10 protein-coding genes are annotated in these 11781 nt (G+C 67.9%); all 10 read right to left on the minus strand.

Annotation, left to right across the window (positions count from 1 at the left end; all coding sequences use genetic code 11):
- Positions 1-66: 66 nt before the first annotated feature.
- A complete protein-coding gene (locus GQ57_RS28100) occupies positions 67-1164 on the minus strand; it encodes a glycosyltransferase (protein ID WP_425322002.1) in 1098 nt (365 codons plus the stop codon).
- On the minus strand, positions 1161-2102 hold the full coding sequence (locus tag GQ57_RS28105; RefSeq protein ID WP_031397969.1) for a glycosyltransferase: 942 nt from the start codon (positions 2100-2102) through the stop codon (positions 1161-1163). Before GQ57_RS28105 ends, GQ57_RS28100 begins: the two co-directional genes overlap by 4 nt.
- A complete protein-coding gene (locus tag GQ57_RS28110; RefSeq protein WP_031397970.1) occupies positions 2099-2629 on the minus strand; it encodes a serine O-acetyltransferase in 531 nt (176 codons plus the stop codon). The genes GQ57_RS28105 and GQ57_RS28110 overlap by 4 nt, the downstream gene beginning before the upstream one ends.
- A 1-nt stretch (position 2630) precedes the next feature.
- Complete coding sequence (locus GQ57_RS28115) at positions 2631-3830, minus strand: capsular polysaccharide export protein, LipB/KpsS family (RefSeq protein ID WP_034199616.1); 1200 nt, start codon at positions 3828-3830, stop codon at positions 2631-2633.
- Between the two features lie 28 nt (positions 3831-3858).
- Complete coding sequence (locus GQ57_RS28120; protein WP_034199606.1) at positions 3859-5091, minus strand: lipopolysaccharide biosynthesis protein; 1233 nt, start codon at positions 5089-5091, stop codon at positions 3859-3861.
- A gap of 51 nt (positions 5092-5142) precedes the next feature.
- A complete protein-coding gene (locus GQ57_RS28125; RefSeq protein ID WP_031397973.1) occupies positions 5143-7380 on the minus strand; it encodes a polysaccharide biosynthesis tyrosine autokinase in 2238 nt (745 codons plus the stop codon).
- Between the two features lie 37 nt (positions 7381-7417).
- Positions 7418-7852 carry a low molecular weight protein-tyrosine-phosphatase gene (locus GQ57_RS28130; RefSeq protein WP_031397974.1) on the minus strand — a complete coding sequence of 145 codons (435 nt, stop codon included), beginning with the start codon at positions 7850-7852 and terminating at the stop codon, positions 7418-7420.
- Complete coding sequence (locus GQ57_RS28135) at positions 7849-9024, minus strand: polysaccharide biosynthesis/export family protein (RefSeq protein ID WP_052001507.1); 1176 nt, start codon at positions 9022-9024, stop codon at positions 7849-7851. The genes GQ57_RS28130 and GQ57_RS28135 overlap by 4 nt, the downstream gene beginning before the upstream one ends.
- 151 nt (positions 9025-9175) lie before the next feature.
- Positions 9176-10252: a sugar transferase gene (locus tag GQ57_RS28140; protein WP_031397976.1), complete on the minus strand. Its 1077-nt coding sequence runs from the start codon at positions 10250-10252 to the stop codon at positions 9176-9178.
- 775 nt (positions 10253-11027) lie between these two features.
- Positions 11028-11781: helix-turn-helix domain-containing protein (locus GQ57_RS28150; RefSeq protein WP_034199608.1), on the minus strand; the 754-nt coding region annotated here is incomplete at its 5' end.

Below are 11781 nucleotides of genomic sequence, written 5' to 3' on the forward strand. Positions count from 1 at the left end.
ATTGAATCGGCGTCGTTCGCGTCGCAGGCCGGCGGATGCCGCGCGACCGGGCGGCCGGGCCGACTGTCAGCGCGCCGCCCATGCAGCATAAAGCGACGCGAGCTCGCCATACAGGCGTTCCTCGCCGAAACGCCGGCGCGCTTCCCGGCCGGCGCGCCGGCCCAGCTCCCCGCGCAATGCGCGGTCGCCGGCGAGGCGCTCCAGCCACGCGAGCGCATCGTCCGCCGTCGCGTAGAGCACCCCGGTCTGCAGATGGCGCACGACATCCACGTTGCCGGCGCAGTCGGACACGACGACGGGCCGGCCGGCCAGCATCGCCTCGATGACCGACACCGGCATGCCTTCCCACGACGACGTCGACAGGTACACGTCCGCCCGTTCGAGCCGGCGCGCCACTTCGTCGCGCGGCAGCCACCCGGTCACCTCGACGCCGGCATCCGCGAGCTGCGCCTTCAGCGCGTCGTCGCCGTCGCCGATCCAGACGAACCGCATGCCGCGCCCGCGCATGCCGTGCGCGATCCGCGCGAACAGCGCGGGATCCTTTTGCGTGCGCACGCCGCCGACGGTCGTCACGCACACGGGCCCGTCCGCCGCCGGCGGCGTGTCGTCCGAAGCGGCGCGCGGCGCGCCGTCGCCGACCGCGTTCTCGATCACCACCGCCGGCTGGCGCAGCCATGCGCGGATCGCACGCCCCTCGCTTTCCGAACAGGCCACGTAAAGACACTTCCGCGCACACGCGAGCCTCTCCAGCGCGATGAATGCCAGGCGCTTCAACTGCGAGATGTCGCGGCGCATGAACGAAATGCAGTGCGGGCTGTAGAAGAACGCCGTTCCCGGCAGCGCGAACAGCGTCGACAGGCGCCCGAGGAAGCCCGCGATCGACGAATGCAGATGCACGACGTCCGGCCCGAGCGCCGTCAGCATCGCGCGCAGCCGGAACGCGTTCCGCAACAGGCTCGCCCCCTGCATCTGGACGTGATGCAACGTCACGCGCGCATCGAACATCGCGGCGAGCCCGGGCGGCGTATCCGGCCGCACCGAGTAGACGACGTGCACGTCATGGCCTTCGCGCGCGAGACGATTGGCGATCAGGCACACCATCGACAACGTGCCCGTGGCGCTGGATTCGACGATGTGGACGATCTTCATCGGCGCCGTCCTCATGAACGACGCGCCGCCGCGCCGATATGGGCCAGCACGCCCGAGCGCTCGATGACGCGCCCCCATTCGAGCGACTTCATCGCGGCCGGGTCGGTGCGGTGCGCGCGGATCCGCGACAGCGGAAACAATTCGTCGAAGATCGCCGCGCCGGTCACGTGGCACTGGATGCCGAGTTCGTGCGCGGTGCGCACGTTAGACGGCGCGTCGTTGCAGACGATCTTCTTGCCGAGCGACGCGTATTCGAGCAGCTTCGTCGGGGTCTGGAAGCAATGCGGGCGGTGATACGGAAAGAAGCACACCGCGTAGTCGCTGTCGCGCACGATGCGCAGCGCATCCGGCTGCGGCACGCGGCCGACGAACCGGATGCCCGGCGTCGCGCCGAACGCCGCCTGGATTTCGGGCTCCGGCTGGCCGACCAGCACGAGCGTGTCGGCCGCGTCGCGCCGCGCGTCGCGGTAGGCGGCCAGCACCTTGTGAAAACCGCGCTCGCGGCTCATTTCGCCGATGTAGCAGAACCGGCCCGCGGCCGCGTGCACCGGGCCGGCGGCATTGGCGGCCGGATCGAAGATCCAGTCCGGCACGCCCATCGGCAGCAGCAGCGTCCGCACGTCGTCGCGGAACGCCATCGCGTCGCGCATGCGCGCATTCTGGAAGATCCGCAGGTCGGGGCGGACGTTGAGCACGCGCTTCACGCGATCCTTCATCGCGGCGAGCCGGCCGACCGACAGCGAGCGATAGTCGTGAATCACGTACCTGGCCGGCGGCAACGCGCGATAGAAGCCCATGATGCACCACAGGATGCATGCGTCCCGGTCCGGAAAGCGCGCGTAGGCGTCGAGATCGCCGTCGAACACCTCGTAGCCGTAGGCCCTCAGGCAACGCCCGTAGGCGGCGATCTCGGGATAGTTCGCCTTGCCGGGATGCAGGATGAAGACGCTCATTTCGGCTCCTTTCCGTTGTCGAGAATGCGCGCGGGGACGCCGACGGCGACGTAGCCGTCGGGCACGTCGCTCAGCACCACGGCCCCGGCGCCGATGCGCGCGCGATGACCGACGCTGATCTCGCCGAGCACGACGCTGTGCGCGCCGAACTCCACGTGATCGCCGATCGTCGGCACGCCGCCGATCGTGCCGTCCTTGCGGATGGTGTTGCCGATGGTCACGCCGTGCCGCAGCGTGCAGTAGTCGCCGATCACCGTGTACCCGTTGATCACGAGGCCCGTGCCGTGATAAAGCGCGAGCCCCTTGCCGATCTTCGTCTTCACCGGGATCTCGATGCCCATCAGCCAGTCGCACAGCACGATGTACAGCACGATGAGCGGCGCGCCGGCCACCAGCGTGAACGCGCTCCGGCAGGCGAGGTAATGCACGATCCGGTAGAAGATCACGACGCAGCGCGTCTTGAAGAACGCGTTGCAGCGGCAGTCCTCGGCGATCGCCTCGACGGTGTTGCGCAAGGTGACGGCCATGTCAGTTCGCCTCCGCGAATACGCGCCGGGCCGCGTCGGCCGGAATGCGCGCGGTGCCGAAGTAGTCGATGCCGTCGATCAGGAACGAGTGGATGTACTTCAGCAGGCGGTCGCGGTCGAACTCCTTGTAGAAGCACCGCCCGAGCGACACCACGCGCTTGCCGTACAGCATCGCCTCCAGCCCGACCGTCGAATTGATCGTGACGACCGCGTACGCATGCCTGAGCAGGTCCGTGGTCGGCGACGTGACGATCTCGAAGTGATAGGTCTCCTGCAGGCGCAGGATCGCGTCGATCTCGGCCGCATCGGTCTCGGCCGGATGCAGCTTCACGAACAGGTCGGCGCTCTCGTTCGCCGCGAACTCGAACGCCTGGCGGATCGCGTCGAGATTGCCGACCTCCGAGTGCAGCCTGATCTGCGTGTCGCCGGACACCTGGAGCGGCAGGAACACGTAGCGGCAGCTCGACAGCGTCTCGGTCGGCAGGTGCACCGCCTGGCGCGGCGCCGGCATCCCGTTGCGCGCGCGCACGCTGGCGAGGCGCTTGCGGGCGACCCCGCGGCTCACGACCTTCAGCACGTAGTTGGCCGTGGACATCGCCTTGCGCGCCAGCGACGTCCGCGCCTGCGGCAGCGGCATCCGCTTGTCGTGCTCGTAGCGCGACAGCCATCGCGCATGCGTCTCCTCGTCCGGCAGCGGCAGGCGATCGATGACGTCGGGGTTCCGGCTGATGGTCGACAGCGCATTGACGCCCAGCGAATCGGCGAACAGCTTGCCCGGCAGATTCGAGATCTCGATGAACCGGGTCGCCACGTCGTGCACCGTGCACGCCTGCCTGACCGCGCGGCACACGAGCTGCTGCCCGTTCCACATCACGCACAGGTCGACCCGCCGGCTGCGCAGCTGCTCCGACGCGATCCGGAAGATCGCCGCCGACTCGCGCCGCGCGCGCGCCTCCGTCATCTGGCCGTTCAACACCTCGATCGACAACCGGTACGGCGTCCGGTCGGCGGCCTGCGCGTCCGGCTCGTCGGCCGGCAGGAAGCGGTTCAGGTACACCGACCGGTAGCCGCGCCGCAGCAGGCCGAGATGCGCGACGGGTTCGCTCGTCAGGAACACGAACTCGTACTCGTGCCGGACCTCGTTCACCAGGCGGGTGACGAAGGCGTACCGCTGGAGGGAATCGATGACTATCAGGATCATGGTGTGCTCGTTCGTCGTGGCGGCGCCGTCATGCGGGCGCACGGGATCGGTTCAGGTTCGCGTCGAGTACCCGGTACGTCAGCGCGATGCCGGCCGCCATCAGCGCCGCGCCCGTCAGCGAAAACAGCTGCACGCTGGCGGCGGCCGACAGGTCCGTCAGTCTCGCCACCCCCAGCGCGCCGACGAGACTGGTGCCGCACGCCAGCTGGAACAGGAAATCGGTGCGCTGCGCGCGCGTGGCGAGGAATATCTGCGACAGCGGCACATAGATCAGTTGAAGCCCGAAGAGCGGCATCAGGCTGCGATAGAAGCCGACCGAACCCCGCCAGCTGTCGCCGAAGAACAGGTCGACCAGCGGCCCGAACAGCAGCAGCCCGCCCGCCATGTAGACGGCCGCGAGCACCGTGAGCGCACGCGCGTAGGTGCGATACACCCGAGGCACCGTCGCGGCGGCGTCCGGCCGCGCCATCGCGCCGATCGCGTCGCGCCGGAACACGCCGCCCACGCTCTGCGCGATCAGCGAGACCGGAAAGAACCCGAGCCGGTAGGCAGCGGCGAAGTAGCCGGCGCTCTGCGCGTCGAACCAGTGCGGTATCGCGATCGACAGCGCATACGTCAGCACCGATGCGCACAACGTCGACGGCAGGATGTACAGCGCGAAACGGCGGTTGCGGGCAAAGAAGCCGCGCGACAGCCGGAACGAATGGCCGGCCCGGTAGCCGGTCAGCAGGATCGCGGCGGCGATCGCGAGCGAGACCGCCGCGCTCACCCACGCGTACAGGTCGAATACGTCGCCGCCCGCACATGCGCGGCACGCCGGCGCCAGCACGAGGCCGGCGAGAAACGCGCCGTTGACGACCACGCGCGACACCGCGATCCATCCGTACCGCCGCAGGCTGTTCAGGTACGACGCCGCGGCCAGCTGCACGAACGACGCCAGCGCATAGACCGCGACGACCAGCAGGTCGGTGCGGCCGGCGATGCCGATCGCCGTCGCCGCCACGGCCACGACGGTCAGGCCCAGCGCCGTCACGTTGACGAACGCATTGAACGACTCGCGCGGATCGTCGTCGACGCACGCAAGCTCGTAGCGGAACGCCAGCAACGTGCCGGCGAAGGTCGCCAGCGCGAGCAGGTAGTTGAAGTGGCCGAGCGACGCCGGGCCGAACCGTCGCCCGATCACGAAGATGCAGGCGAACAGCGCGATCTGCCCGACCACGACGCCGGCCAGCGAAACGATCGAATCCCGTGGATTGATCATCGCCCGCCCCCGCTGCGCCCGTGCGGTGCGCCGTCGACGATCGTGCGCGCGTCACGCATCGTGCATCCCGTATTCATAGGAGACGTACCGGTATCCGCCGTACTTCGATCCGTATCCGTACTGGCCGAGCCGCGGATTGACGCCGTTGAAGATGATGCCGTTCAGGCGGATGCCGTTTTGCGCGAACCGCTTCGCCGCTTCGCCGATCTCGCCGAGCTTCGTCTTGCCGGCCATCGTGACCAGCAGCGACGTGCCGGCGATCGCGCCGAGAATGCCGGCATCGGGCACCGCGAGCACGGGCGCCGAGTCGACGATGACGATGTCGTAACGCGACGACAGCGCGTCGACCAGCGGCGCGAGGTTCCGGTTCAGCAGCAGTTCGGCCGGGTGCTTCGGTATCGTCCCGGTCGAGATGAAATCGAGGCCGTCGACGATCTCGCGATGCATCACGTCGTCCACGTTGGCGCTGCCGGCGATCAGCTCGGTGAAGCCGCGCCCGCGCGGCAAGCCGAGATAGTCGTGCAGCCGCCCCTTGCGGATGTCGCCGTCGATCAGCAGCACGCGCTTGCCCGCGCTGGCCATCACCACCGCCAGGTTCGACGAGATGAACGTCTTGCCCACGCCCGGCGCCGGGCCGGCGATCAGCACGATGTTGTTCTTCGCCTCGAGCATCGCGAACTGCAGCGCCGTGCGCAGGCTTCTCAGGCACTCCACCGCCGGCTCGTTCGGGTAGTCGACCGACAGGACCGACTTGTGGCCGCGCTTGCGTGCGGCCTCTTCGGCCAGCTCGCGCTGGTGGTCGCTGATCGGCACGGTCGTGTAGACCGCGAGGCCGAGCCGGCGCTCGATCTCGTTGTGGTCCGAGATGCCGTGGAACAGCATCGAGCGGACGATCGCGGCGCCGCAGCCGGCGAGCAGCCCGAGCAGCAGCGACGCCAGCGCGACGAGCGCCTTCTTCGGCCGCACCGCGACCTCCGGCACCGCCGCCGTGTCGACGAGGCGCACGTTGCCGACCTTGCCGGCCTGCACGAGCTGCAGCTGCTGCATGTTGTTCAGCAACGCCGTGTAGAGATCGGTGTTGACCTTCACGTCGAGCATCAGGCGCACGGTTTCCTGCTGAAGATCCGGCAGGCGCCGGATCTGGAGCTCGGCGGCGTTCCGGTAGCCGCCCAGCGCCGCGATCTGCTCGTCGATCGCGGCCACGCTCGGATGCCGTTCGGTGAAGCGGGACATCAGTTCCTGCCGCTTCTGCTGCAGTTCGAGCAGGCGCGTCTTCGCGTCCGCGCTCTGCGCCAGCGCGAGCTTCGCTTCCTCGGTGAGATCGACCGTCCCGTGCTCGTTGCGCACGCGGGTGAGGCGCGCCTCGGAATCGGTCAACTGCGCCTTGAGCTGCGGCAATTGGGCGTTGAGGAATTCGAGCGACTGCGCGGCCTCGGCCGATTTGCGCTCGATGTTCTGCCGGACGTACTGGCGGCCGATCTCGTTCATCGTGTCGCTCACCCACTTCGGATCGGTGTCCTGCAGGCTGGCGACGACGACGTCCGATTGCTTCACGCGCTCCTGCACGTTGAGGCGGTCGCGGATATCCTCGATCGTCTTCAGCCGCGAGTTGCGAACCAGCACGAACGCGGCGCCGGGTTTCGCGTCGATCGCGTCGACGCGCAGCGCGACCGGGCCGCGTGGCGAGCGGAATCGCTCCAGCGTGCCGACCGTGCCCTCGACCGCGGCGTCGAAATCGCCGCCTTCGAGCCGATAGCGCTTGCCGCCCAGGTTCGTCAGCACGAACTTGTCGCCTTCGTTCTTGCGCGGCACGTCGAACGTCGACACGTCGATGCGCTCGCGCCCCCATGCGTAGCCGCCAACTCCGGCCAGGCCGGGATCGGACAGCCCGTCGCCGTGGCGCGCGATCCAGTCGCCGATCAGCGGAAAGCGCTTGGGCGATGCGTCGATGAACAGATGCAGCCTGTCCACCGCGCGTTCGACCACCAGCCTCGACGCGAGGATCTGCTGTTCGGCGGCCGCCGACGACTTGACGTCGAACAGCGCGGACACGTCGCCCAGCAGCGACTTGGCGGCGGAGGTATCGGGGCTGTCCTCGACCTGGACCATGATGTTCGCTTCGAACACCGGCTTGCCGAGCACCGCATATGCGAGGCCCGCGACGAGGAATACGCACGTGACGGCCGCGATCAGCCAGCGGCTTTCCAGCAGGATGTCGAGCACCGCGACGAAATCGGTCTCGCCGCCTTCTTCGGCGGCGTGCTGCGGCGGGGCGGAGGGTTGGGTCATGGCAACGATAGGAGGCGAATGTGTTCCGGTGGGGCGTTCAGACGATGCGCAGGCGCTTCGACCACTCGGACACGCCGAGCTCGATCAGTCGCGCGCAGCGTTCGAATACGAACCTGGGCTGGCGGTAAGGGTCGTGCACGTCGAAATCCGTGTATTCGCCGATACGGAACACGCGGCCGCGCACGAACGGGAACTGGCTTTCGAGCGACGCACGCTGCCGCCGGTCCATCACGAGGATCAGGTCGGCTTCGGTGCACAGCGACAAGCCGATCTGCTGCGCGCGGTGCGTCGACACGTCGAATCCGCGCAGGCGCATGACGTCCTGCGCATACGGCGCGGCCGGCATGCCGACCAGCGCGTTCAGGCCGGCGGACACGACGCGGCGCCCGGGCATTGCCCGGCGCAGCATCGCTTCGGCCATCGGGCTGCGGCAGATGTTGCCCTCGCAAACGATCAGGATGGATTCGATCATTTGGTCGCAATCGCCGCGGTCAGGCCGGCGTTGATGGCCGGCATCAACAGGCTCAGCACGCGGCTGAACCGGACGAGCCCGTTGCCGTCGACATACACGACGTCCTTCGGCTTCAGCTGGAACTGGTTCGCCAGCACCATCGCGACCGGCGAGCGCGCATCGAGGTGATAGACCTGCGGCTGCTCGTCCTGCATGCCGCGCACCACGTACAGTTGCGCGGCGTCGGCCGTGTTCGCATTGAGGCTGCCGGCCTGCGAAATCGCTTCGCTCAGCGTCAGGCGGCCGTTGCGCATCGGCATCGCCGTGACCGGCTTGTTGACCTCGCCCATCACGAACACGCCGCTCTCGTCGCGAGGCAGCACGCGCACCAGGTCGCCGTTCCTCAGCACGATCTTCGACGGATTGCGTCCTTGTTCGGCCATCTCGGTCAGGTCGATCCGGCGCTCGACGCCGTCGCGCACAAGGACGATCCGGCTCTGGTCGGCCGACGCCGCAAAGCCGCCGGCCCGCCCGATCGCGTCGTACAGCGTCATCGGGATGTCGTTGAGCGGCTGCGTGCCCGGCGTGTGCACCTCGCCCTCGATATACACCTGCTTCGCGCGAAACGACGCGATGCGCACCGTGACCTGCGGATTCCTGAAGGTCTTGTCGAGACGGTGCGTCAATTGCGTCTGCACCTGTTCGGCCGTGAGCCCCGCGACCGGCAGCCGGCCCGCATACGGAAACTGCAGCGTGCCGTCCTGGTCGACGACGAAACCCGGCGCCGCATCCGCCGCGCGCGGCGCGGCCTGCGCGGGCGCACCGAGCGCCGCCGCCAGTTCCGGGTGATCCCATACCGTGATCTGCAGCACGTCGCCGCGCCCGATCGTGTAGACGCCCGGCGCGGCGACGATGTCGCGCGCGTCGCCGCGCGCGCCGTGCTCCGCATCGCGCAGCCGCCGGATCAGCGACAGGTCGATGTTCGTGACCGGAACCGGCAGCGCGGCGCTGTCGGCCGGCGTGGCGCCGCTTTGCAGCGGAATCGACGCGGGCTGCTGCATGCGCATGCCCGGCGCGATACCGCACGCACCCAGCAATGCGCACAGCGGCAGGATCGCCGCAAGCGAACCGGCACGCGCCGGCCGTCGCGGCGCGGACCAACGCGCCGCGACCATGAGACGCAACCTCTGCATGACAACCTCTCACCTGTTCTAATTTGAAATTGCTCCGATCGCCACGCGCCGCATCGACGCGTGTACAGCACCCCTGTCTAGATCGGACTTGCTGCCTGCTGCCACCTTCCGCGATCGCCCGCGCCCCTGCCGGCGCGCGGGCCCGTCGCGGCTAGTACGCGCCCGAACCGCGCAGCACCACGTTGATCGTCCGGAACAGAATCCCGATATCGCGGCGCAGCGACCATTCGCGCACGTAGGACACGTCGAGCGACACGCGCGTCGAATAGTCGGTGTCGTTCCTGCCGCTGACCTGCCAGAGGCCGGTCATGCCGGGCTTCGCCATCAGGTAGTAGCGCGCGTCCGTGCCGTAGCGCTCGAGCTCGGCCTCGACGATCGGGCGCGGCCCGACCAGGCTCATGTCGCCCCTCAGCACGTTGATCAGTTGCGGCAGCTCGTCGAGACTCGTCTTGCGCAGGAACCGGCCGACCGGCGTGATGCGGACGTCGTTCTTCAGCTTGAACTCGCGATCCCATTCCGCGCGGGCGTCGGGATCGCGCTCCAGCAGCGCCTTGAGCGCCGCATCGGCGTTCGTCACCATCGAACGGAATTTCAGGCATTTGAACCGCCGGCCGTTGCGGCCGACCCGCTCGTGACCGAAGATCGCCGGGCCGCCGTCGCGCCGCACGGTCCAGGCGATGCCCGACAGGACCGGCGCCAGCATGACCAGCAACAGCGACGCGCCGGCCAGGTCGAAGCTTCGCTTGACCATCCGCCCGATTCGCCCTGCCGCCGCGTGGCCGGATTCCTGCTGGCCGAACCGGTCGGCGTGCGCGATGCCCGCCGCGCGAACCTGGCCGCCCGCCCGCTCGATCGCGCCGAAGATCGCGAGCGTCAGCGCGCGAAAGGCGATCAGGCCGATGCCGCTCGCGAGCGTCCAGTACACGAACCATTCGCTCGACAGCACGTGTGCGCGATGCAGCACGTACAGGAGTGCGGTGCTCATGCCCTGCACGACGCTCCAGGCGAGCACGGTGCGGCCGAGCACGCGCAACGGCGATCGCTTGCGCGCCGGCTCGTAGATGCCGCACGCCGGAAATACCGTCAACGCCAGCGCGGCGGCGAACGCCACCAGCGCACCGTCGAACAGGGCCCCTCGCGCACCGCCGGCCGCACCGATCGACGCGGGAATGAACGCGCCCAGCACGATCAGCCCGATATCGGTCGCTCGATTGATCAACGAATTCATTGATGTGAACTCCTAATTCATCGTCCAACACCCGTTCGCGCGGCGCGTCGGCGCCTCACGTCTTCACTGCATGCGATGCGCATCCCCCTGGCCGCTCCGGCCCGGCACGATGCACATTCAACGCGGCGCGATCGTCGCGACGTCGTTGCTTCAATGTTTCCGCAGCGCATCATATGCGTCGCCATTCGCGCTTTTACCGCTTGCGTCCGAATTCGCCTTGTTGATGGCGGAACAAATCAAGGCCGATTTCCGCGCGAATTCATTCAATTCATTTCATCGATTGCGCAATGAAATTCCGCACGCGAATGGCAAGCGCGCGCTGAAGCGATTGACGAACGGTTATTGAATTTCGATGGACCGCGCCGGTCGTTTCAGGCGCATCGGGCAGCGACCGAATCCTTCGCTCGCCGCCCGGAACATGCGGGCAAGCACCGGCCGGACGCGATCGGCGCGAATGCTGGCTCGACGAATAAAAAGGCCTGCGCAGTGCGCTCACGGCAGCACGGCAGGCAAAATTCCGAGGAGTGCCGGGGTGCCGCCTCCTCGAAAGTCCAGTCGATAAGTTAATCCGGCGGAAGGGTGCTTTTGACGCGCCATGTCGGACCGCGCCACGATTGTGGCTGAATCCGACTTCGTCGCATTTTGATTGACCGATATCCGGTTTTTATTCCGGAATGACGGCTTCGCAATTCGACTTGAACACGAATATCCGTCATGAAACGGCTTGCACGGTATCGAATCCGGCGGATCGATACCGGTCGGCGCGCCACGCGCCCTAGGAGGTCGTGCCGCTCATCCAGTCGCTCAGATCCGACGCGTACAGCATCTCCGCCGACGCATCGCCGCCCTTTCGCGCGGCGGTCCGGTATTCGGTCGGCGAGGTCTGCAGGTGCTGGCGAAACAGCTTGGCCATCCGGTCGCCGCTGCCCAGGCCGGTGCGCCTCGCGACCTTGTCCGCGGGGAGATCCGTCTCGATCAGCATGCGGCAGGCTTTTTCGAGGCGGATTCTCAGCACGAACTCGGTGGGCGTGACGCCGATTTCGTTCTTGAAGCGCCGCAGGAAATTGCGCTCGCTCATCGCCGCCGCCTGCGCCGCTTCCGCAATCGAGATGCGATTCTCGCTGTTCACGCGCAGGTGATGCGCCGCCATCCGGATCAGCGTGCTGGCCCGCGCGACGCGCGCGCCGAACAACACGTCGGTCAACCTCCGGTTCGCGCCGGACACCATGCACGCCACGATTTCCTGCGCGACTTCGTAGCCCATGTCCACCCGGACGATCGACAGCGCATCCGAGAAAGGCCCGTCGTCCTCGTCGCCGGCATAGTCGGCGGCGTCGGGTCCGACCTGCAGAGCCCTGCCGCCATCCATGTCGGGCGAGGCCTTCTCCACCTCCTTCTGCGGCAGGTGCATCTGCGTGAGCAACTTCCGGCCGCCGCTGCTGCCCCTGACGACACGCGCACGCCGGTGCGCATACCTCAGCCAGGCGATCAGCTGCTCGTCGAGCTCGTCGGGATCGTCGATCCCGCCC

Source organism: Burkholderia sp. MSh2, from assembly GCF_000731655.1.
Classification (GTDB): Bacteria; Pseudomonadota; Gammaproteobacteria; order Burkholderiales; family Burkholderiaceae; genus Burkholderia; species Burkholderia paludis.

Coding starts and splice junctions, on each gene's coding strand:
- GQ57_RS28100 (WP_425322002.1), bottom strand. CDS start 1,164: ATGAGGACGGCGCCGATGAAGATCGTCCACATCGTCGAATCCAGCGCC.
- GQ57_RS28105 (WP_031397969.1), bottom strand. CDS start 2,102: ATGAGCGTCTTCATCCTGCATCCCGGCAAGGCGAACTATCCCGAGATC.
- GQ57_RS28110 (WP_031397970.1), bottom strand. CDS start 2,629: ATGGCCGTCACCTTGCGCAACACCGTCGAGGCGATCGCCGAGGACTGC.
- GQ57_RS28115 (WP_034199616.1), bottom strand. CDS start 3,830: ATGATCCTGATAGTCATCGATTCCCTCCAGCGGTACGCCTTCGTCACC.
- GQ57_RS28120 (WP_034199606.1), bottom strand. CDS start 5,091: ATGATCAATCCACGGGATTCGATCGTTTCGCTGGCCGGCGTCGTGGTC.
- GQ57_RS28125 (WP_031397973.1), bottom strand. CDS start 7,380: ATGACCCAACCCTCCGCCCCGCCGCAGCACGCCGCCGAAGAAGGCGGC.
- GQ57_RS28130 (WP_031397974.1), bottom strand. CDS start 7,852: ATGATCGAATCCATCCTGATCGTTTGCGAGGGCAACATCTGCCGCAGC.
- GQ57_RS28135 (WP_052001507.1), bottom strand. CDS start 9,024: ATGCAGAGGTTGCGTCTCATGGTCGCGGCGCGTTGGTCCGCGCCGCGA.
- GQ57_RS28140 (WP_031397976.1), bottom strand. CDS start 10,252: ATGAATTCGTTGATCAATCGAGCGACCGATATCGGGCTGATCGTGCTG.